Genomic DNA, 19,569 nt, shown 5'->3' on the forward strand with positions numbered 1-19,569 from the left:
ACCGCGACCTACTCTTCCGTCTCGTAGTGTTCGCCCGCCGCCTCGGGGATCTGGGTCCGGCCGACCAGCGTGAGCACGACGATCACCATCACGTACGGGATGGTCTGGACCAGCGTGTCCGGGACCGCGTAGCCGAGCTGCTGGAGCCGGATCTGTATCGCGTCGAGGCCGGCGAACAGCGCGCCAGCGCCGAGCGTGCCGAGCGGGTTGTAGTTGCCGAACAGGTACGCGACGATGGCGATGAACCCCTTCCCCTGGACCATCGTCTCCCCGGAGCCGACGAACTGGCCGATGGACAGCGCGAGCGCGGAGCCGCCGATCCCGGAGAGGAATCCCGAGAGCAGCACGCCCGCGTAGCGCACCTTCGAGACCGAGACGCCGACCGTGTCGAGCGCCTTCGGGTTCTCGCCGGCCGCCCGGAGGTGCTTCCCGAAGGCGGTCCGGTTCAGCAGCCACCACGACCCGGCCGTCGCGAGGATCACCAGTATCGCGGAGTACAGCCAGCCGACGTTCGCGCCGAGGTTCGGCGTGTTGACGCCGCCGAAGAACACCGTCGACATGAACGGCGCGAGCCCCAAGGCGATGAGCCAGACGGCCAGTCCGGCGATGATCTGGTCCGCCTTGAACTCGATACAGACGACGGCGAACACCGCCGACAGGAGCGTCGACGCGGCGATGCCGGCGAGGAACCCGACCGCGAGCGCCGGGACGCCGAGGACCGCGTTGCCGATCCCGACGACCGACGCGGCGTACACCGAGACGAACGCCGAGATGATCAGCAGTCCCTCCAGCCCGATGTTGATGACGCCCGACTTCTCGGCGAAGATGCCGCCGAGCCCGGCGAGCACGATGGGGGCCGCGAGCCGCGCCGTCGACGTGGCGGTGCTCGTCGAGAAGACGATCCCCGCGAGGTCGCCGGCGACCGAGTCGGGGAACAGGAGCCCGAGCAGCCCGAGCAGCGCGAACACGCCGACGGTGCCGACGACGAGCGACCGCACGTAGTCGGACTCGAACAGCCCCTCCATGAACCGCGTCGACGACAGCGGGTTACGCATCGGTCTCACCTCCCTCGCCGCCGGCGGTCCCGTCCGGCTCGGCCGCCGGTCCGACGCCGCCCCCGCCGAGGCCGGCGTACCGGCCGATCATCCGGAAGAACTCCGGCATCGCGACGAAGAGGATGATGAGCCCGCGCAACACGGCGACGAGCTCCGTGGGGACGTCGGTGCGGAAGCCGATCTCCAGAGCGCCGCCCTTCAGGATCCCGAAGAGGAACGCCGCCGGCAGCACGCCGATCGGGTTGTTGCCGGCGAGGATCGAGACGGTGATGCCGTCGAAGCCGAGGTCCGGGATCGAGGCCAGCCACCGGCCCTCGGACATCAGCACCCACACCGCGCCGCCGACGCCGCCGAGCGCGCCGGACAGCGTCATCGCCCGGACGGTCGTGAGCTTCGCGTTCACGCCGCCGTACTCGGCCGCGGCGGCCTGAACGCCGCTCGTCCGGAGGTCGTAGCCGAGCGAGGTGTGTTCGACGAAGTAGTACAGCGCGCCGATGAAGCCGACCCCGATGAGCAGCGCGACCAGCGCGAAGTCGCTGGAGGTGGGGAACAGCCACGGGCGCAGCTGCGCGTACTCGGGGACGTACTCGGTGGCGACCACGGACGAGCCCTCGGCGCGGAACACCTCCAACACGAGCACGTACGCGACGTTCGCGGCGACGAAGTTGAGCATGATCGTCGTGATCACCTCGTTGGCGTCGGCGTACGCCTTGAGCGCGCCGGGTATCGCGCCCCACAGCCCGCCGCCGACCGCGCCGGCCGCGGTGCCGATCACGATCAGCACGACCCCGCCGACGGGGCCCGCCGGGAGCAGCGGCGCGAGCGCGAGGATCGAGAGCGCGGTCGCCAGCCCGCCGACGACGAGCTGGCCCTGCGTCCCGATGTTGAACAGCCCGGCGCGGAAGGCGACGGCGACGGACAGCCCCGTGAAGATAAGCAGCGTCGTCTCGGAGAGCGTCAGCCCGAAGGAGAGGTTGAGCGGGGTCCAGCCGGCGTTGAAAAGCCCCGGCTCGCCGACGGCGAACGGGTAGCCGAGCGCCCCGTTGAACAGCACGACGTACACCTCGACGGGGTCGTAACAGAACCCGACCCCGGTGAACGGCAGCGTCCAGGCCGCGGTCGAGCACTCGGCGATCCGACCGGAGACGAGCACGATTCCGAACCCGAGGGCGATCGAGAGGAGAATCGCGGCGACGCTGATGACGAGCCGCTCCGCGACGGTCCGGTCGACGAACGGCCCGACCAGCCGGGCGAGGACGGACGCCGATCGGTCCGCGTCCGGATCGCTCACGCGTCCACCCCCTCCTCACCGGCGGTCGCTTCGTCGGGGTCGTCGCCCGGCCCGCCGGTCGCGGCGTCGTGGAGCGCGGCCCCCTCGATCGAGTCGTCGTCGGGCGACTCGCCGGCCATCAGCAGGCCGATCTCCTCTTCGGTCACGGTCGCGGGGTCGACGATTCCGGTGAACTCGCCCTCGTGCATCACCGCGAGTCGGTCCGAGAGGCCCTGTACCTCGTCGAGCTTCGAGGAGACCAGCAGGACCGCCTTCCCCTGTGACCGGAGTTCGAGCAGCCGGTCGTGGAGGAACTCCGTGGAGCCGATGTCGACGCCCCGGGTCGGGTGGGTCGCGACGACGAGCTCCGGGTCGCGCTCAAACTCGCGGCCGACGATGAACTTCTGCTGGTTGCCGCCCGACAGCGACTCGGCCTCGGCGTCCGCGTCCGGCGGGCGGACGTCGTACTGCTCGATGACGGACTCGGCGTGGTCGCGCGCTGCCCCCCAATCGAGCCGGCCGCCTCGCGCGAACGGCGCGTCGTGTTGGCTCCCGAGGATGCCGTTCTCGGTGAGGTCGTACGACATCACCAGCCCCCGCTCCTGTCGGTCCTCCGGGATGAACGCCATCCCGCGGTCGATCCGGTCGCGACGGCTCTTCCCGACCATCGACTCGCCGCGGTAGCGGATCTCGCCGTCAGTCGCCTCGCGCAGCCCCGTGACCGCGTCGACGAGCTGGGACTGCCCGTTGCCGTCGACGCCCGCGACGCCCAGCACCTCGCCGGCGCGGAGCTCGAACGAGAGGTCCGAGACCGCCTCGACGCCCCGGTCGTCGTCGACGCTGAGACCGGTCACTTCGAGCACGCGGTCGCCCGGCTCCTGCGGGGTCGTCGCGGGCTCCATCAGCACCTCCCGGCCGACCATCATCTCCGCGAGCTCCTCGCGAGTCACGTCCGCGGACGCGACCGTGCCGACGTTGACGCCGTCGCGGAGGACGGTGATGTCGTCGGCCGCAGACAGCGCCTCGCCGAGCTTGTGCGAGATGAAGATGATCGTCTTCCCCTGCTCGGTGAGCTCGTCGAAGACGCCGTACAGTTCCTCGACCTCCTGCGGGGTCAACACCGCGGTCGGCTCGTCCATGATGAGCACGTCGGCCCCCCGGTACAGCGCCTTCAGGATCTCGACGCGCTGCTGTTCGCCCACCGAGATGTCGGCGACCGTCGCGTCGGGGTCGACGTCGAAGCCGTACCGCTCGCTCAGTTCGACGACGGCCTCGCGGGCCGCCTCTCGGTCGACGCGGAGGCCGCCCCACGTGGTCGGCTCGTTGCCTAAGACGACGTTCTCCCACACCGTCATCGGGTCGACGAGCATGAAGTGCTGGTGGATCATGCCGACGCCCGCGTCGATCGCGTCCCGCGGCGAGTCGAACGACTGCGCCTCGCCGTCGAGGCGGACGGTCCCCTCGGTCGGCCGGTAGAGACCGTACAACACGTTCATCAGCGTGGTCTTGCCGGCCCCGTTCTCGCCGAGCAGGGCGTGGACGCTCCCGCGTTCCACCGCGAGATCAACGTCGTCGTTCGCGACGACCCCGGGGAATCGCTTCGTGATACCGTCCAAGTGGACCGCCGGGTTCATTCACCCGTAACTCCGCACCGGAGCCTAAAAACGCGCGGATTTCCGACCGGGGTGGCGGTTCTGTCGGCCGTCTGACCGACACGTCGGAGGGTCGAAGCCCGGCGCTACCGGCGACGCCTCTGAAAAGCCGCGGTCGAAGAACGGACGCCGAGTCGGCGAGAAGCCGGATTCGGTGAAAAGCCGAGGTCGGCGAGAAGCCGAGGTCGGCGGTCGACGCCGACGCGTCCTCAGTTGCTCGTGGTGTCCGGCACGTCGATGTTGCCGGCGATGATCTCGTCGCGGGCGTCCGAGACCGCGGTCACGATCTCGTCGGGCACCTGGTCGCCGATCTCCTGTCCGTAGACGCACTCCACGCCGTTGGACTCCAGCCCGAGCGCCGTCGTCGAGCCGCCCTGATGGTCGCCGTCGACGACGTTCGAAATCGACTCGTACACCGCGGTGTCCACGCGTTTCACCATCGAGGCCAGGATCACGTCGGCGAACGAGTCTTCGGTGACCGACTGGTCCTGGTCGACGCCGAAGGCGAACCGACCCTCGGACTGCGCGGCCTGGAAGACGCCGACGCCCGTCGCGCCCGCGGCGTGATAGACGATGTCGGCCCCGCTCTGATACATCGACAGCGCCTGCTCCTGGCCGCCCGAGGGGTCGGCGTAGCTGCCGACGTAGCTCGTGGAGACGTCGACGTCGTCGGAGGCGTAGTCGACGCCGGCCTCGAAGCCCGCCTGGAACCGGCGGATGACCGGGCTGTCGACCCCGCCGATGAACCCGACGTTCGTCGAGTCGGGGGCGGTCGAGCCCGCGCCCGCGGAGAAGTCGGTCTCGGTCAGCCGCGCGGCGAGGACGCCCATCAGGAACGAGCCCTCCTCCTCGCGGAACAGGTAGTTCGCCACGTTCGACGCGTCCACCGTGGTGTCGACGATCATGAAGTCCTGATCGGGGAACTGCGACGCGGTCTCGGTGAGCGCGTCGCCCTGGTTGAACCCGATACAGGAGACGAGGTCGTAGTCCGGGTCGGTCGAGCTCGCGTACCGCTGCTGGTACTGGCCGAACTCGCCGGTGCCGTCCGGCTCCGACTCGGCGTACTCGATGCCGAACTCCTCCTCGGCGTCGACGATGCCCTGCTTGGCGGCGTCGTTGAACGAGTTGTCGCCCAGTCCGCCGTCGGAGTAGACGATGCCGACCCTCGCCGGGGGAGAGTCGGAGCCGTCCTCCCCGTCGGAGCCGTCACCGCCGTCCGAACCGTCACCGCCGTCCTCCCCGTCGGAGCCGTCACCGCCGTCGCTCGGGCCGCCGCTACAGCCGGCGAGGCCGATCAGGCCCGCTGCGCTTGCCGCCTTGACGAACCGCCGCCGATCGAAGTCGGATGCCATCTCGTTCGTACACCCGTCGGAACAGGGGATAAATTCACCGTTCCCCGCCCACCGAGGTGACACGTTCGTGAAAAGAAGCGGCGGTATTACGCCGATATCGCGGGTATTTCGAGCCGTTCGATCCACGAACCCGGATTCCTCACGGTCGTAAACGGCCGGTCGGGCGCTCGGACCGCGGGCTTACGCCGCCGCGACCGCGTCCTCGACGACCCCCTCGACCTCGGCGACGAGGGCGTCGACGTCGTCGCTCTCGGCGTACACCCGGACGTACGGCTCCGTCCCGGACGGACGCACTAGCGTCCACGAGGCGTCGTCGAACTCCAGTCGGACGCCGTGGTCGGTGTCGACCGCTGCGTCGGGGAACGCCGCCGGCAGCGCCGTCTCCAGCCGGTCCATCACCGACTCCTTCGCGTCGTCGGGACAGGAGACGCTCACCTTGCGGTACGGGCGCTCGGTGACCGACTCGCGGAGCGCGGCGAGCCCCTCGTCGGCGACGAGGCGGGCGATCACCGCCGCGGAGGCCACGCCGTCGATCCACCCGCCGAAGCCGACGTGGATGTGCTTCCACGGCTCGGCCGCGAAGACGACGCGGGTGTCGTCGCCGCCCGCGCCGTCGGGGTCCGCCGCCGCCTCCCGCACCGCCGCGATCCCCTCGTGGAGCGCGCCGAGACGGACGCGCTCGACGCGGCCGCCGGCGTCGCGGACGCGCTCGTCGATCCGACCGGAGGCGTTCGGCGTCGTCACGACGACCGGGTCGTCGGCGTCGCTCTCGCGGGTGTACCGCTCCGCGAGCACCGCCAGCACCGTGTCCTCGTGGACGACCTCGCCGTCGGCGTCGACGATCACGATCCGGTCGGCGTCGCCGTCGTGACCGATCCCGAACGCGAATCCCTCCGCGTCGCCGGCGCTGTCGCCCCCGGCGTCCTCGCCGTCGCTCCCGCCTCCCGCCTCGGTCGGGCGGCCCGGCTCCGCGACGCCCTCGTTGGCGTCGGCGACGAACGCGCGCAGGTCCGCCAGCGTCTCCGGCGTCGGCTTGCTCCCGCGACCTGGGAAGTGGCCGTCGACGTTGCCGTTGAGCGTGACCACGTCCGCGCCGAGCTCGCGGAGGACGGTCGGGGTCGCGGGCGCGCTCATCCCGTTGCCGCAGTCGACCGCGACCCGGAGGCCGTCGAGGGGCGCGCCGAACCCCGCGGCGTACTCGCGGACGTCGGCGAGGTAGCCGTCGAGCGGGTCGGTCCGGGTCGCCTCGGTCCACTCGTCCCACGGCGCGACCGACTCCTCGTCGGCGACGCGCGACTCGACGGCCCGCTCCAGCTCCCGGTCGAACTCGGTGCCGTCGCGGAACAGCTTGATCCCGTTGTCGGTCGGCGGGTTGTGCGAGGCGGTGAGCATCACGCCGTACCGCCCCCGCGAGGCGTGCGCGAGCGCCGGCGTCGGGAGCCGACCGGCGCGGCGGACGGCCACCCCGCCCGCGGCCAAGCCGGCCTCCGTCGCGGCCGCTAGCGCCGACCCCGTCACCCGCCCGTCGCGGGCGAGGACGACCGTCGGGTCGGGGCCCTCCTCGCCGTCGGCTCCCTCTCGCGATCGGATCTCGGCACCCACCGCCCGCCCGACGGCGAGCGCGAGCGCCGGCGTGACGCGGTCCTCGACGCCGCCGCGTATCCCGGCGGTTCCGAACAGGTCCATGTCGACCACCTCGGTGCCCGACAGTTAGTAGGCGTCGGTTGCGGACGGGGCGGGTGGGTCGCGGACGGGGCGTTTAAGCGGCGGGCGGTCCCACGGTCGGGCGATGACCGACCGCGTTCGCGCACACGTGTTCGTCTCGGGTCGCGTTCAGGGCGTCTACTACCGGGCCTCGACCCGCGACGCGGCCCGCGAGAGGGGCGTCGACGGCTGGGTTCGCAACCTCGACGACGGGCGCGTCGAGGCCGTCTTCGAGGGGCCAGAGGGCGACGTCCGCGACATGGTCGCGTGGTGCGAGACCGGCAGCGAGGCCGCCGAAGTCGACGACGTCGACGCCGAGTACGGCGAGCCGGAAGGAGAGGACGGCTTCGAGGTCAGGTGGTGACCGCGGGGGACGACGAGCGGCGACCCGGGCCGCCGCGGGCGGATCAGTCGTCGTCCGCGGCGGACAGACTCGCGGCGTTCATGCCGCCGGGCCGCTCCCGCACGCCGAACTCCTCCAGCGCGCGCAAGACGACGACCGCCTCGACCACGTCGCGCTCCTCGGTGTAGGGGTCGTCGACCGCGTCGAGGGTCGCCTCGGCCTCGCGTTCGAGCCGCGATTCCAGCTCCGTCTGGTCCGTCTCCGCCTTCGTCGCCGACAGCAACGCCTCGTGGTCCTCGCGGAGGTCGAGGGAGACGTGGGCGGCGTTACACCGCGAGAGCGGGTGGGTGTCCATCTCGATCGCGAGGTCGCTCACGAGGTCCCAGTCGTCGGCGCAGAAGCGCAGGGTGACGGTCCCGACCACGTCGCGCCACGAGATCGGCCCCCCGTTCTCCATGAGGGTGAGCGCCCGCGGCGGCACCGCGATCCGGGTGTGGGTGTCTTCGCGCCCGCAGAGGCAACACGGGGTGTTCTTCAGTCCGGCGTACACGGCCGATGTACGGGCCGGAAACGGGAGTGCGTTTCGGCGGCGACGGGCAGTCTGACCCCGTCGAAGACGACGGCGACCGGTCGCCCCCACAGAAAGCACTTACGCGGTCGGAGAGTCGCGTCACGCGATGGACCGCCCGTCACCGGCACTCGTTGCGGCCCTCTGTCTGCTCGTCGTCGGAGCGGGACTCGTCGCCGTCGCCGCCGGCGACCTGACGGACTACTCGGGCCCGCTGACGTACTCCGTGGAGGAGACGGACGGCGAAGTCAGCCGCTACGCGGCCCTCTCCGGGCCGGGGCAGGACCTCGTCGACGCCGGTACCGATCGCGACGGGGTCGCCGTCACCGGCGTCGACCGCGACGAGGCCGTCGCCGTCGACGAACTCCCCCCGGCGTTCGAATCGGGGGCGTGGAACTTCGTGAGGAGGGACGGAGAACTCGTGTGCCTGCTGCCGAGCGAGGACGCCGACACCGGGGATTTCAGGGTCGCGTTCGCGGACGGCGAGGGGTTCGCCTTCGAGTACGAGGCGCTCCCCGAGCGCGGACGGATACTCTTCACGGCGGCGACGGAGCGCCCTGACGGGCGTGTCTCGTACGCCGGACCGATTCCCGAGGGGTTCGAGGTCTCCTCGTTCTACGGCCCCGAATTAGCCGAGGCCCCCGCGGAAGGCGGGCTCTACTACGTGTTCGCGAACGGTCGGGCGTACGAGTTCGAAGTCCACGGACAGGGTCCGTGGGGCGGGTTCCCCAGCGTCGTCGGTGACTGCTACCTGATCGCCCTCGGTCTCGCCCTCGTCGGCGGCGGGGCGTACGGCTACGCGACCGCGTCGGTTCGCGCCCCGGCCGCCGCCGCGGTCGGCGCGAGCGTGTACCTCCTCCCGCCGCTCGTGGAGGCGGCGGGGCTGATCCGGTGGTCGATACGGCTCGACGGACATCACTACGCGGTGCCGTCCGTGATCGCTCTCGCCGTGGGCGGGGCGACGTACGCGCTCTTGAGCCGACTCGCGTCGCCGCAGACTAACGCCTGAGGGCGACGCGGCGGCCGCGCGACGCGCCGTCGGCCTCGGCCGGACCGGTTTCGTCGATCGGCGGGGGCACAAAACGTATGCTCCGGGCGGCTCAATTCGAGACGTACGACCCCTCCAGACATGGTTCCGATCCCCTCCGCCGTCTCTCCGCGATTCCGATCCGTCGAGGCGCTGGTGGCCGTCTACCTCGTCGCCGCGTTCGGTCTCACGGGCGTGCTCGCGAGCGTCTGGCTGCCGATCGAGTGGGCGGTCCCGGCGCTCGCGGTCGTCTCCGGGGCGCTTCTCGTTCCGTTCTGGCCGGCGTTCAGACGAGCGCTTCCGGACGGGGAGTGAGCCTACGCGTTACACTCGGCGAGCCACTCGTGGGCCCAGTCGTCGATCTCCTCGAAGACCGGCGCGAGCGACTCCCCCTTGTCGGTCAGGCTGTAGTACGTCGCCACGGGCGAGTCCTCCTCCAGCCGGCGGTCGACGAAGCCGGTCTCCTGGAGGTCGTCGAGCACGCGCGAGAGGGTCCGGGCGTTCGCGTCGGTCTCGCGTTTCAGCTCGTTGAACCGCGCCTCGCCGCTCAGCAGCTCGTGGAGGACGACGAGCCGCCACTTCGAGCCGATCTGCTCGATCGAGTCGACGACCGGACAGGGGGTCTCCGGCGCGCTCGCGGCGTCCGTCTCGGTTGCCGCGGCCGCCTCCGCCGCCGCCGAGTCGCTCGCGTCCGACTCCGCTCCACTCGCGGCCGCTTCCGCCTCTCCTGCCGCCGTTTCCGCCGACTCCGTGCCGGCGAGTTCCTGCGATGACATCGGTGTTACCTACTTACCCTATTGTCCGGGAAGCGATATATAGGTTACGTCCGTATAGCAGGTTACACGATGTTAGCTGAATTCGCGACGCTACCGCTCCAGTTCGACACCCCCCTCGCGGGCGAACTCTTCCTACTCGGCCGGATCCTGTTCGGCGTCACGCTCGCGTTCATGGGGTTCAACCACTTCACGGACCTCGAAACGATGGCCGGCTACGCCGAGTTCAAGGGGCTTCCCGCGCCGCAGTTCTCGGTGATCGCCTCCGGTGCCGTCCTCGTCCTCGGCGGACTGGGCGTCGCGGCGGGCGCGTTCCCCGTCGCCGCGGCCGGCGGCCTCGCCTTCTTCCTCATCGTCTCCGCCGTGACGATGCACGACTTCTGGTCGATGGACGACCCCGAGGAGAAGCAGAACGAGATGACGAGCTTCCTGAAGAACGTCTACGGCGCGGGCGCGGCGCTTGCGCTGCTCGCCGTCGGCGGCACCGCGTGGCCGTACGCGGTCGGCGTCGGTCTCTTCTGAGACGGGCCCCTCGGAGTCGCTCCGACCGCCGGAACGGCTAACCGTCTCGGCGGCGAGACCGGGGACATGAGCGACGCGCCCCCGACGACCGGGCTCCACCACGTCACGAACATCTGTACGGACATCGAGGAGACGCGGTCGTTCTACGAGGACGTCCTCGGCTGGCACACGGTCAAGCGCACGCAGAACTACGACGACCCCGGCACGCCGCACTACTACTTCTCGTCGACGCCCGAGGGCGAACCCGGGACCAACGTCACCTACTTCGAGTACCCCGACTCGCAGGGGACGCCCGGCCCGGGCGCGAGCCACCACTTCGCGTTCGGCGTCGAAGACGAGGAGGCCCTCCGCGAGTGGCGCGACCACCTGCGCGAACACGACGTGCGCGTCTCCGAGGTGAAAGACCGGACCTACTTCAAGAGCGTGTACTTCACCGATCCCGACGGACTCGTCTTCGAACTGGCGACGCGGGGGCCGGGGTTCGGCCTGGACGAGGAGGACCCGGGGAGCGAGGCGATCGACCCGTTCGAGCGCGGCTACGAGAACTGAGCCGCAGCGCCCCGCGACCGAAGCCGGCGGACCCTCCGGCGGCTCAGTCCGCGCCCTCGACGAGCGCCGCGAACCGGTCGAGCGCGCGCCGGCAGACGGGTACGTACGCGGCCGCGACGAGCGGGACCTCGACGACGGCCCGACACCGGTCCGAGCGCCCCGGATAGCGGTCGACGCGGTGCCCGGTCGCGGGGACGCCGGCGACGCGCCAGTCCCAGCGGAGCCGCGTCGCGGCCGTCACCCGAAACGGGGTCCAGACGCCCGCGACCCGGACCCGTCCGGTCGTTCCGGTCTCGACGAACCGGTCCGCGCTCTCGACGGCGTCGACCGACGGACTCCACTCGGGCCACCGCCGCGTGTCCCGGAGCGTCTTCGCGGTCGACGCCGGCGGCGCGGCGACGTCGCGGCCGACCGCGAGCGTCGCGCCCTCCCTGACCACCGCGGCTCGCCCGTCCGACTCGCGAGTACCGAACACGGCTCGCGTTCCGGAGTCGCGGCGCTTCATCGTCGCGGTCCCCAGATCATTTCCGTACGTTCGTCCGGTTTCGGGACGCCCGTCCGACGGCAATATTCGTTTCGTTCACCGATCGGTTCGCACCCACGAGAACAGATATTAATTCCTTATATGGTATCAGGTCTCATTATCTCTTTCCACGAAGGGTTAATACGGAGTTCCGGGGTATCGGGAGTCAATATGGCAAGCGATCGCGACACCATGAAAGACGTCTCGCACACCGCACCGAACGACACCTCCGCGGACGCCGTCTGGGAACGAGGGCGGGGACCGGTCGAGGAAGCGGAAGAAGGGGAGTAACGCGTCGCCTTCTGCGGCACCCTCCCGTCGACGAGCAGCGCTGCGGCCCGTCTCGCCTGCCGACGCTCCGCCACCCTCTTTGACCTCGTCTGTCGACACGTCGCATGGTCGGAGTCGCACTCGGGCTGGCCGGAATCGTGGCGGTGACCGTGTTGCTGGCGTTCAGCGCGTTCCTCTCGAGCTCCGAGACCGCGATCTTCTCGCTGCCGGCGGAGTGGTTCGAGCGGCAGGCCGCCGGGGACGACCCGCGCGCCCACGTCCTGAAGGAGCTCTACGACGACCCCCACCGGCTGCTGGTGACGCTGCTCGTCGGGAACAACGTCGTGAACATCGCGATATCGAGCATCGTGACTGTGCTGGTCGCGAGCTACCTCCCCACCGGCGCGGCGGTCGTGGTGACGACCCTCGGAACGAGCTTCCTCGTCCTCGTGTTCGGCGAGATCGTCCCCAAGGCGTTCGGGCTCGGAAACGCCGAGACGTGGTCGCTGCGGATCGCGTCGCCGATCCGGCTCGTCGAGCGCGCCCTCTCGCCGCTCATCACGCTGTTCGACGGAATCACGCGTCGGATGAACGCGTACATCAGCGGCGACGCAAACGTCGAGAAGCCGTACACGGACTGACCCGGCGCGGGTCGAAGGCGGCGCTCGCGTGCCGGTGGGAGAACGGACGCGCGCGTCTCGACCGACCCGATCCGGTCGTCGGCCGGCGTCCGTCGGGGTTATCGACCCGCGTCTTCGACATCGCCGTTCGCTCCCTCGTCGACGCCCGTCTCCATCGGCGCGATGCCCAGTTCTTCCGCCTCCGTGGGCGCTCGCCCGAGCATCGCCCGCAGCGAGGCCCACGCCTGTCGCCTGTCGCCGCCCTTCGAGAGGGGGATCCCCGCGAACGACGCCGCGGGGTGGGTGGTTTCGGGACCGAGGTGGTCCATGTGGGCGGATATCCACGTGAACGCGGCCGAGAAGACCGTGAGAACGACGAACGAGGTCCACGATTCGACCGCCGTGAGCCCCGCCGCGCCGACGACGACGCCGGCGATCACGTAGACGAAGGCGACGAAGATCAGTAGCACCGTGATCGTCGCCAGCAGGTCGTTGACCGCGGTGACGCGGGCGTTGTAGTCGATCCACTCGGCGTAGCTCCGGAGCAGCCGCTCGTCGAACTCGGCGTCGCTCCGCGGCGATTCCCCGCCCGCGGCCAGCGCGTCTCCGTCGCGTTCGGCGGCGATCACGGCGTCGACGGCGTTGAGGTCCAGCCCACCCCGGAGGTCCGAGGCGGTGTAGGTGACCGCGGCCAGTCCGGTCGACGCGAGCAGGAGGAGCCCGCCCACGACGGTGAGAGGGTTGAGGAAGGCGGCCAAGTCCACCGTCGTCTGGACGACGATCGAACCGCCGGTGACGACGATCCCGATGAGCAGCAGGTTCGCCTTCAGGATCTCGATGGCCTTGTTGTCGATCTCGCGGAGCCGCTCGACCTGGTAGTCGAACGTCGTGCGGAGTTCCTCGCGGGTCGTCGCCGCGACCGCGGGATCGATCGCGGCGTCCGAGACGGCCGGGGTCTCCTGCCCGCGTCCGGGCTCCGTCTCGTCGGCGGTCGCGTCGCCGGTCCGCTCCCCGCGTTCGGTCATGCGAGGGGTGTATTTGAGGCTCCGGTGTAAGGCTACCGGCGGCGACCGGCACCGTTCTCGCGGCTGATACCCGCGGGCGTGGGTTTAACCCGGCCCCCGGCGGAGCCGCACGCATGATCGAGGTGTCGGGGCTGCGGAAGACCTACGGCGACTTCGCGGCCGTGGTCGACAGCGACTTCGCCGTCGAGGACGGGGAGGTGTTCGGGATCGTGGGCCCGAACGGCGCGGGGAAGACGACGACGCTGAAGGTGCTCGCCGGCCTCGTCGAGCCGACCGACGGCGAGGTGACCGTCGCCGGGTTCGACGCGTCGGACCCCGAGATGCGCCGGCACCTCGGGTTCCTGCCGGAGGAGTCGCCGCTGTACGAGGAGATGACGGCGCGGTCGTACCTCCGCTTCTTCGCGGACCTCTACGACGTGCCCCGAGAGGTCGCCGACGAGCGGATCGAGGCGGCGCTCGACCGGCTCGAACTCGACCACCGCGAGCGCCGCCTCGGCGACGTCTCGAAGGGGATGAAACGGAAGGTCGCCATCGCGCGCTCGCTCGTCAACGACCCCGACGTGCTGGTGTACGACGAGCCGGCCTCGGGGCTGGACCCGGTGACGACGAACTCCGTGCTGGCGTTCACCCGCGAACTGCGCGAGACGGGCAAGACGGTCGTCTTCTCGGCGCACAACCTCTACCACGTCGAGTCCGTCTGCGACCGCGTCGTCGTGATGAACGAGGGCCGGATCGTCGCCCGCGGGAGCGTCGACGGGATCCGCGAGCGGCACGGCGAGACGACCTACCGCGTGTTCACCGACGTCGCCCCCGCGCGCACCGACCGGCTCACCGAGTTGGACGCGACGACCGAGGAGGTCGGAGACCGCTTCCGGACCGCGGTCCCGAGCATGGACGCGGTCGCGGCCGTCCGCGAGGCGGTCGCCGACGCCGGCGGCGAGGTCGTCGACATCCGCAGCCGCGAGCCGAGCCTCGAGGACGTGTTCCTCGACATCGTCGGGCGACCGATGCCCGGGCGGTACACCGGCGACCTCGGCGGCGAGTCCGACGGAGCCGACGAACCCGGCGAGTCCGATGAGTCGGGGACCCCCGAGGGCGACGAGGAGGCGGGCGAGAACGGAGAGACGAAGGCCGCGACGGCGACGGAGGCGACCGAGTGACCGACCGACTGCGCCGCGTCGGCCGGCGGCTCGCGGTCGCCGTCCGCCGCGTCCTCCGGGTCGCGAAATGGGAGTCCGCCCGCGCCTCCGGCGGCGTCGACCGCCGGACGCTCGCCGCGGGGGTCGCCCTGCTCCTCGTCGCCGGGGGCGTCGTCGGCGTCGCGGTGGCGACCGGGGTCGCGGGCCTCGACGTCGATCAGGACGTCTATCGGGTCGGCGTCGACGCCGAGTCGCCGTACGCGGACGCGATCGAGGCGGAGTCCTCGCTCAAGCCGGTTTCGGCCGGCACGGCGTCGCTCGGCGACTCCACCGACGCGGTCGTGACGACGGTGGTGCGGCCCGGAACGGTCGACGACGGCTCGATCGGCTCCGGGGACGTCGAGGCGGTCGTCGTCCGCGCGAGCGACACGCAGAAGGGGCGGGCGGCGGCCGCCACGGTCCGCGAGGCGGTCGAGGCGCACAACGAGCGCGTGATGCGGGCCGAGCCGAACCAGACGGCGGCGTTCCCGGTCACCGTCACGCTGCGGTACGTCAGTCGGACGACCGGATTCGACGACGGCGCGACGCTCGGCGGGAGCGACGGCGACGACGGGACCGGGTCGGGAGACGGCGCTGAGGGCGGTGGAGGAGACGGCGGCGACGGCGGGGGGAGCGACGACGGCGACAGCGGTGACGCGACGACCGACGGCGACGCGACGACCGACGGCGACGCCAGCTCCGTCGACGGCGGCGCGGGATCGGACGACGACGGCGGGCTCGCGGTGCCGTCGATCGGCGGCGGTGCCTTCGGCGCGGACACGATCGGATCGCCGGGATCGATCACGCCGCCGTTCCCGTTCACCTCGCTGCTACTGGCGTTCGCCTTCCTCGTGCCGATGAACTTCCTGATCCAGGCGTACGGCTCGTCGATCCTCGACGAGCGGACGAACCGGCGCGGGGAGCCGCTCTTGGTCACCCCGCTGTCGCCGGCCGAGATCGTCGCCGGCAAGACGCTGCCGTACGCCGCGGCCGCCGCGGTCGTCACGACGCTCATCGCGCTCGCGGTCGGCGGCGGGCCGCTCTCCGTGTTCGCCGTGGCCCCGGTCGCGGCGGCCTTCCTCGGGGCGACGTTCGTCGGCGCGATGTTCGCGCGCTCGTTCAAGGAGCTGACCTTCGTCACGGTGGGCGTGAGCGTCCTGCTGACGACGTACGCGTTCGTGCCGGCCATCTTCACGAACGTGACGCCCGTCGCGCTCGTCTCGCCGCTGACGCTCGTCGTCTTCGACCTCCAGGGCGAGGCCGTCTCCGCCGGAGAGGCGCTCTTCTCGACGGTCCCGATGGGCGCGGGCGCGGCGCTGCTGTTCGGGCTCGGCCTCGGCGTCTACCGCGAGGAGGACATGTTCTCACAGAAGCCCGTGGCGCGGAAGTTCCTCGACGCGCTCGCGGTGCGGCTCTCCCCCGTCCCCGCCGGCGGCGGGATCCTGCGGCGCGACCGGCTCCGGGCGCTCGGGTCCGTCGCGTTCCTCACCGCCTGTACGATCCCCTTCGTGTTCGTCGCGGAACTGCTGGCCGTCGCGGTGCTGTTCGCGCTGCCGGTCACGGTGTCGATCCCGGTGTTGCTCGTGACGATCGCGTTTATCGAGGAAATCGCCAAGAGCGTCGGCCTCTACGCCGGGTTCGAGCGCGGCGTCTTCGAGCGCGGAGTCTCGGACCGCCCGGACGGCGACGGCGTCGGTCGCGGCGCGCTCGGCGTCGCGTTGGCGGTCGGCGTCGCCTCGGGGACCGGCTTCTTCCTCGCGGAGAAGGCCACGGCGGTCGTTCAGGCGGTCGGGCTCACCGACCTGTTCCTCGGTCGCGCAGCCTTCGCCGACGTGGCCGGCCTCTCCGGGCTCCCGCCGCTCGCGCTCGCGGCGCTGTTCTTCGCGCCGCTGGTCCTCCACGTCGTCACGACGAGCGCCGCCGCCGTCGGCGCGAGCCGCGGGCGGACCGCCTACGCGGTCGCGCTCGCGCTGGCGACCCTCGGGCACGCCGCGTACAACGTGGGGGTGGTGAGCCTTGGATAGCCGCCTGACGATCGCCGGGCGGGAGCTTGCCGGGCTGCGCGCGGAGAAGACGATCTTGCTGGCGATCGGGATCCAGCTGTTCATCGCGATGTTCTCGTCGTTCCTCGTCGTCGGGCTCGTCTCGATGTACGACCCCGGCGCGCTCGACGGGGCGGAAATCGAAGTCGCGGCCGCGGGCGACGCGGTCGACGACCTAGAGCGCGCCGCCGCGGAGGTCCCCGGGGCCTCCGTCACGCCGTACGACGACGGGGACGCGGCGCGGAGCGCGTTCGAGCGGAACGCGGCCGACGCGGTGGTGGTCGCGACCCGCACGGAGTCCGGCCGGGTGTCGACCGTCGTCACCGCGCCGGACGCCACGGTCGAGACGACGGTGATCGTGGTACAGCTGCGCGAGCTGTTGCGCACCTACGAGCTGGACGAGCGCGACCGCCGGACTGCGTCCCTCGACGAGTCGCCGCTCCCGCTCCCCGACCGGGGCGAGACCAGCCCGTACTTCTCGTTCACCTACACCGTGTTGATCCCGGTGTTGGTGTTCCTCCCGGTCTTCATCTCGGGGTCGCTCGTCGTCGACTCGATCACCGAGGAGTTAGATCAGGGGACGATGGAGCTACTCCGGGTCGCGCCCGTCACGCTCGCCGAGATCGTCGACGGGAAGGCGGCGGCGGCGGTCGGAATCGCGCCGGGACAGGCGCTGCTGTGGCTGCTGCTCCTAGAGGCGAACGGCACGTCGGTCGCGAACGTCGGCCCGATACTGGCGCTGATGACCGCGCTCACGACGCTCGTCGTCGCCGTCGCGGTCGGGATCGCGGCGGTCGCGCCCGACCGCCGGGCGGCGCAGCTGCTCTACTCGGTCGCGGTGCTCGTGCTGTTCGGCGGCGCGACCGCGATGGCCGGCGGCCCCGCGAACGCGGTCGCGCGGCTGGCCATCGACAGCGCGGACGCGACGACCGGCGTCCTCGTGATCGCGTACGCGGGCATCGCCGCGGCCGCGTACCTCGGCGTCCGGCGGGTCGTCACCGCTGAGGGGTTCGGTCGGTGAGCCGCCGGTCGGCCGTGCGGCCCGTTCCGGCGGCTACGACTTCCCGCCGAGGCGCTCGGTGAGCTGCGTCGCCGTCGGGAGCCGCCAGCCGTACGCCACGGCGAGGAGCCGGACGCCGACGGTCACCGCCGCGCACGCCGCGGCCGCGACGCCCGAGGGCGCGCCGAGCGTCCCGACCAGCCAGTAGGCGACGCCGCCCAACACGGCGCAGCTCGCGTAGAAGTCCTCGAAGAGGATGAACGGGGGCCGGTCGAGGAGCACGTCGGCGAGCGCGCCGCCGCCGACGGCGTTGATCGTCGCAACCGCGACCACGCCGAACGCGGACACCCCGGCGTCGGTCGCGACGATCGCGCCGGTGGTGGCGAAGGCGGCGAGCCCGACGGCGTCCGCCGCGACCGTCAGGGGGTGTTCGTCCGGGGAGGCGAGCCGCGCGCTCAGTCCCACCGCGAGCGCGACGCCGACCAGCCCGAGGAGGATCTCGACCGGCGAGCGGAGCGCGAGCGGGACACGGGCGACGAGGAGGTCGCGGGTGACGCCGCCGGCGAACGCCATCGCCAGCCCGACGACCGCGACGCCGAAGAGGTCGAACTCCTCGCGGACCGCCTTGCTCGCGCCGACCAGCGCGAACGCGACCAGCCCGACCGTGTTCATCGCCGCGAACGGGTCGCCGAAGAGGACCGCGAGCACTCCCCCCGTCACTCTCCGAACGCGCCGAGGCTCGACTGTAGCTCCCGCTCTGGCACCGCGTCGGTCAGCTCGTGGCCGACGAGGTCGCGCGCGTCGACCGCGTACGTCGACCCGCCGCGGTCGAGCGCGAGCACCCGGCCCTTCCACCCGCGGACGGTCCCCGCCGCCATCGTCTCGGCGACGGGACGCTCGGCGAGGTCGAGCCCGTAGTCGAACTCGAACCGCTCTATCGGGTCGAACCGGTCGAGCAGCGCCTCCCACGCCGCCTCGTCGACTGCGCGCCCGAACCCGTCGAGTTTCGTCGGGACGCGGACGCGGTCGACGAGGTCGTCGCCGGCCGCCAGTTCTGACTCCACCTCGCGGGCGATCCGGCCGTCCGGGAACGTCCGAATATGCGCCGCGCGGTCGGCTCCCTGCTCGCGGAGCCGCGTTCGCAAGCGCCACTCGCGGGTCACGCCCACCTTCAGCACGTCGGGCGCGAACGCGGCGAGGTACATCGCGTGCGACTCGTGGCAGTCCATCTCGTCTTTCAGACACGTTCCGGTGCACCGCGCGCACACCCAGACGTGACTGTGGTCGTCGCAGTAGGGCGCGTCGGGCGCGTCGCAGGCGACGTGGTCGCCGTCGTGGACGGTTCCCGCGCAGCGCCGATCGCCGAGTCCGAACGCGAGTTCGGTCCCCGGATCCGCCTTGACGTAGTCGACGCTCCCGCCGCTCGCGACGTAGAGTCCGCCGCCGACGGGGCCGTCCGGGTCGCCGGTCTCGCCCTCCGCCGGACCGTCGTCCGACCCCGGCGAACCGCCCGCGACGCCCGTCTCGTAGCCGACGACCTGCACGCCGAGCGGTACGGGGAGCCGAGGCTTATAGCCGTCGTCGATCGGCGAGGTATTTTGTCCGGGCGCGACGCAGACGCGACCATGCTCGACGCGGCGCTCGCGGCGACGGAGACCGACGGCGGGGTGGCACTCGCGCTGCGGATCGAAAACGACGGGTCGGAGCCGGTGACGCTCGACTTCCGGACCGGGCAGCGCGCGGAGTTCACCGCGTACCCGGCGGCCGAGGAAGCGGACGACGAGACCGGGGACGCGGACGGGCCGGACGACGGTGGCCCGCCCGACGGCGACGCGGCCGACGGCGACGTGACCGACTCGGTCTGGCGGTACGGGGCGAGCCGGATGTTCACGCAGGCGCTCGGCAGCGAGACGCTCGCGCCGGGCGAGTCGGTCACCTACGAGGGGACGTGGCGGGACCCGCCCGCCGGAACGTACCGGATCGTCGGCGACGCGGCCGCGACGGACCGGGACGCCCGCACCGACGCGGTCGTCACGATGGAGAGATGAACGCGGTCGTCACGGCGGAGGCATAAACGAATAAGTGCCGCGCGGCGC

22 protein-coding genes are annotated in these 19,569 nt (G+C 71.5%); 11 read left to right on the forward strand and 11 right to left on the reverse strand.

From position 1 onward, the window contains the following. Nucleotides 1–8: 8 nt before the first annotated feature. The 5 genes from NAF06_RS14495 to NAF06_RS14515 all read right to left on the reverse strand — a co-directional run bounded on the left by NAF06_RS14495 (nucleotide 9) and on the right by NAF06_RS14515 (nucleotide 7,015). Entirely contained in the window at nucleotides 9–1,055 is a 1,047-nt protein-coding gene (locus tag NAF06_RS14495) for an ABC transporter permease (protein WP_008586527.1), read from the reverse strand. Continuing rightward, complete coding sequence (locus NAF06_RS14500) at nucleotides 1,048–2,346, reverse strand: ABC transporter permease (RefSeq protein ID WP_008586525.1); 1,299 nt, start codon at nucleotides 2,344–2,346, stop codon at nucleotides 1,048–1,050. The genes NAF06_RS14495 and NAF06_RS14500 overlap by 8 nt, the downstream gene beginning before the upstream one ends. After that, nucleotides 2,343–3,959 carry an ABC transporter ATP-binding protein gene (locus NAF06_RS14505; protein WP_008586523.1) on the reverse strand — a complete coding sequence of 539 codons (1,617 nt, stop codon included), beginning with the start codon at nucleotides 3,957–3,959 and terminating at the stop codon, nucleotides 2,343–2,345. The genes NAF06_RS14500 and NAF06_RS14505 overlap by 4 nt, the downstream gene beginning before the upstream one ends. Before the next feature lie 227 nt (nucleotides 3,960–4,186). Then, nucleotides 4,187–5,329 (reverse strand): BMP family lipoprotein, encoded by a 1,143-nt coding sequence (locus tag NAF06_RS14510; RefSeq protein ID WP_008586521.1) that lies wholly within the window; start codon nucleotides 5,327–5,329, stop codon nucleotides 4,187–4,189. A 180-nt stretch (nucleotides 5,330–5,509) separates the two neighbouring features. Continuing rightward, nucleotides 5,510–7,015, reverse strand: a complete 1,506-nt coding sequence (locus NAF06_RS14515) for a phosphohexomutase domain-containing protein (RefSeq protein WP_008586519.1) — start codon at nucleotides 7,013–7,015, stop codon at nucleotides 5,510–5,512. 103 nt (nucleotides 7,016–7,118) lie between these two features. On the opposite strand from NAF06_RS14515, the gene NAF06_RS14520 reads away from it, so the two are divergent. Beyond that, nucleotides 7,119–7,397: an acylphosphatase gene (locus NAF06_RS14520; RefSeq protein WP_008586516.1), complete on the forward strand. Its 279-nt coding sequence runs from the start codon at nucleotides 7,119–7,121 to the stop codon at nucleotides 7,395–7,397. A gap of 43 nt (nucleotides 7,398–7,440) precedes the next feature. Here the strand turns inward: NAF06_RS14520 and NAF06_RS14525 are convergent, their stop codons facing one another. Continuing rightward, the gene (locus tag NAF06_RS14525; RefSeq protein WP_008586515.1) at nucleotides 7,441–7,926 is read right to left on the reverse strand and encodes a DUF7960 family protein; all 486 of its coding nucleotides are present in this window, start codon (nucleotides 7,924–7,926) and stop codon (nucleotides 7,441–7,443) included. 127 nt (nucleotides 7,927–8,053) lie between these two features. Between NAF06_RS14525 and NAF06_RS14530 the strand changes: the two genes are divergently transcribed. Beyond that, the gene (locus tag NAF06_RS14530; RefSeq protein ID WP_008586512.1) at nucleotides 8,054–8,953 is read left to right on the forward strand and encodes a hypothetical protein; all 900 of its coding nucleotides are present in this window, start codon (nucleotides 8,054–8,056) and stop codon (nucleotides 8,951–8,953) included. Nucleotides 8,954–9,073: 120 nt separating this feature from the next. Then, entirely contained in the window at nucleotides 9,074–9,286 is a 213-nt protein-coding gene (locus NAF06_RS14535) for a hypothetical protein (RefSeq protein WP_008586510.1), read from the forward strand. A gap of 2 nt (nucleotides 9,287–9,288) precedes the next feature. On the opposite strand, the gene NAF06_RS14540 is transcribed toward NAF06_RS14535, so the two are convergent. Continuing rightward, nucleotides 9,289–9,747 (reverse strand): winged helix-turn-helix transcriptional regulator, encoded by a 459-nt coding sequence (locus NAF06_RS14540; protein ID WP_008586508.1) that lies wholly within the window; start codon nucleotides 9,745–9,747, stop codon nucleotides 9,289–9,291. A 69-nt stretch (nucleotides 9,748–9,816) separates the two neighbouring features. On the opposite strand from NAF06_RS14540, the gene NAF06_RS14545 reads away from it, so the two are divergent. Together NAF06_RS14545 and NAF06_RS14550 are read left to right on the forward strand one after the other, a co-directional pair. Beyond that, entirely contained in the window at nucleotides 9,817–10,266 is a 450-nt protein-coding gene (locus NAF06_RS14545; RefSeq protein WP_008586506.1) for a DoxX family protein, read from the forward strand. A gap of 66 nt (nucleotides 10,267–10,332) precedes the next feature. Continuing rightward, entirely contained in the window at nucleotides 10,333–10,815 is a 483-nt protein-coding gene (locus tag NAF06_RS14550) for a VOC family protein (protein WP_008586504.1), read from the forward strand. Between the two features lie 43 nt (nucleotides 10,816–10,858). Here the strand turns inward: NAF06_RS14550 and NAF06_RS14555 are convergent, their stop codons facing one another. After that, nucleotides 10,859–11,320 (reverse strand): SRPBCC family protein, encoded by a 462-nt coding sequence (locus tag NAF06_RS14555; protein WP_008586502.1) that lies wholly within the window; start codon nucleotides 11,318–11,320, stop codon nucleotides 10,859–10,861. A 189-nt stretch (nucleotides 11,321–11,509) separates the two neighbouring features. On the opposite strand from NAF06_RS14555, the gene NAF06_RS15600 reads away from it, so the two are divergent. Then, nucleotides 11,510–11,629 (forward strand): DUF7989 family protein, encoded by a 120-nt coding sequence (locus tag NAF06_RS15600; RefSeq protein ID WP_486612226.1) that lies wholly within the window; start codon nucleotides 11,510–11,512, stop codon nucleotides 11,627–11,629. A gap of 104 nt (nucleotides 11,630–11,733) precedes the next feature. After that, the gene (locus tag NAF06_RS14560; protein WP_008586499.1) at nucleotides 11,734–12,249 is read left to right on the forward strand and encodes a CNNM domain-containing protein; all 516 of its coding nucleotides are present in this window, start codon (nucleotides 11,734–11,736) and stop codon (nucleotides 12,247–12,249) included. 98 nt (nucleotides 12,250–12,347) lie between these two features. Here NAF06_RS14560 and NAF06_RS14565 read toward each other — a convergent pair whose 3' ends face one another. After that, nucleotides 12,348–13,253, reverse strand: coding sequence for a hypothetical protein (locus NAF06_RS14565; RefSeq protein WP_008586497.1), 906 nt, complete (start codon nucleotides 13,251–13,253; stop codon nucleotides 12,348–12,350). 113 nt (nucleotides 13,254–13,366) lie between these two features. Here NAF06_RS14565 and NAF06_RS14570 point away from each other — a divergent pair, with 113 nt between their 5' ends. From NAF06_RS14570 to NAF06_RS14580, 3 genes are read left to right on the forward strand one after another with little or no spacing between them, the layout of a single operon-like run. After that, on the forward strand, nucleotides 13,367–14,413 hold the full coding sequence (locus NAF06_RS14570) for an ABC transporter ATP-binding protein (RefSeq protein ID WP_008586495.1): 1,047 nt from the start codon (nucleotides 13,367–13,369) through the stop codon (nucleotides 14,411–14,413). After that, on the forward strand, nucleotides 14,410–16,455 hold the full coding sequence (locus NAF06_RS14575; RefSeq protein WP_008586493.1) for an ABC transporter permease family protein: 2,046 nt from the start codon (nucleotides 14,410–14,412) through the stop codon (nucleotides 16,453–16,455). Before NAF06_RS14570 ends, NAF06_RS14575 begins: the two co-directional genes overlap by 4 nt. After that, a complete protein-coding gene (locus NAF06_RS14580; protein WP_008586491.1) occupies nucleotides 16,448–17,494 on the forward strand; it encodes an ABC transporter permease in 1,047 nt (348 codons plus the stop codon). Before NAF06_RS14575 ends, NAF06_RS14580 begins: the two co-directional genes overlap by 8 nt. A 33-nt stretch (nucleotides 17,495–17,527) precedes the next feature. Here the strand turns inward: NAF06_RS14580 and NAF06_RS14585 are convergent, their stop codons facing one another. Both NAF06_RS14585 and NAF06_RS14590 read right to left on the reverse strand, forming a co-directional pair. After that, the gene (locus NAF06_RS14585; RefSeq protein WP_049908866.1) at nucleotides 17,528–18,193 is read right to left on the reverse strand and encodes a trimeric intracellular cation channel family protein; all 666 of its coding nucleotides are present in this window, start codon (nucleotides 18,191–18,193) and stop codon (nucleotides 17,528–17,530) included. After that, entirely contained in the window at nucleotides 18,190–19,017 is an 828-nt protein-coding gene (locus NAF06_RS14590) for a DUF2797 domain-containing protein (RefSeq protein WP_008586487.1), read from the reverse strand. Before NAF06_RS14590 ends, NAF06_RS14585 begins: the two co-directional genes overlap by 4 nt. Before the next feature lie 81 nt (nucleotides 19,018–19,098). On the opposite strand from NAF06_RS14590, the gene NAF06_RS14595 reads away from it, so the two are divergent. After that, a complete protein-coding gene (locus NAF06_RS14595; protein ID WP_049908865.1) occupies nucleotides 19,099–19,521 on the forward strand; it encodes a BsuPI-related putative proteinase inhibitor in 423 nt (140 codons plus the stop codon). The last annotated feature ends 48 nt before the right edge of the window (nucleotides 19,522–19,569 follow it).

The sequence above is a fragment of the Halorubrum hochsteinianum genome (genome assembly GCF_023702125.1).
Lineage (GTDB): Archaea > Halobacteriota > Halobacteria > Halobacteriales > Haloferacaceae > Halorubrum > Halorubrum hochsteinianum.

Coding starts and splice junctions, on each gene's coding strand:
- NAF06_RS14495 (WP_008586527.1), bottom strand. CDS start 1,055: ATGCGTAACCCGCTGTCGTCGACGCGGTTCATGGAGGGGCTGTTCGAG.
- NAF06_RS14505 (WP_008586523.1), bottom strand. CDS start 3,959: ATGAACCCGGCGGTCCACTTGGACGGTATCACGAAGCGATTCCCCGGG.
- NAF06_RS14510 (WP_008586521.1), bottom strand. CDS start 5,329: ATGGCATCCGACTTCGATCGGCGGCGGTTCGTCAAGGCGGCAAGCGCA.
- NAF06_RS14515 (WP_008586519.1), bottom strand. CDS start 7,015: ATGGACCTGTTCGGAACCGCCGGGATACGCGGCGGCGTCGAGGACCGC.
- NAF06_RS14520 (WP_008586516.1), top strand. CDS start 7,119: ATGACCGACCGCGTTCGCGCACACGTGTTCGTCTCGGGTCGCGTTCAG.
- NAF06_RS14530 (WP_008586512.1), top strand. CDS start 8,054: ATGGACCGCCCGTCACCGGCACTCGTTGCGGCCCTCTGTCTGCTCGTC.
- NAF06_RS14535 (WP_008586510.1), top strand. CDS start 9,074: ATGGTTCCGATCCCCTCCGCCGTCTCTCCGCGATTCCGATCCGTCGAG.
- NAF06_RS14540 (WP_008586508.1), bottom strand. CDS start 9,747: ATGTCATCGCAGGAACTCGCCGGCACGGAGTCGGCGGAAACGGCGGCA.
- NAF06_RS14545 (WP_008586506.1), top strand. CDS start 9,817: ATGTTAGCTGAATTCGCGACGCTACCGCTCCAGTTCGACACCCCCCTC.
- NAF06_RS14550 (WP_008586504.1), top strand. CDS start 10,333: ATGAGCGACGCGCCCCCGACGACCGGGCTCCACCACGTCACGAACATC.
- NAF06_RS14555 (WP_008586502.1), bottom strand. CDS start 11,320: ATGAAGCGCCGCGACTCCGGAACGCGAGCCGTGTTCGGTACTCGCGAG.
- NAF06_RS15600 (WP_486612226.1), top strand. CDS start 11,510: ATGGCAAGCGATCGCGACACCATGAAAGACGTCTCGCACACCGCACCG.
- NAF06_RS14560 (WP_008586499.1), top strand. CDS start 11,734: ATGGTCGGAGTCGCACTCGGGCTGGCCGGAATCGTGGCGGTGACCGTG.
- NAF06_RS14565 (WP_008586497.1), bottom strand. CDS start 13,253: ATGACCGAACGCGGGGAGCGGACCGGCGACGCGACCGCCGACGAGACG.
- NAF06_RS14570 (WP_008586495.1), top strand. CDS start 13,367: ATGATCGAGGTGTCGGGGCTGCGGAAGACCTACGGCGACTTCGCGGCC.
- NAF06_RS14595 (WP_049908865.1), top strand. CDS start 19,099: ATGCTCGACGCGGCGCTCGCGGCGACGGAGACCGACGGCGGGGTGGCA.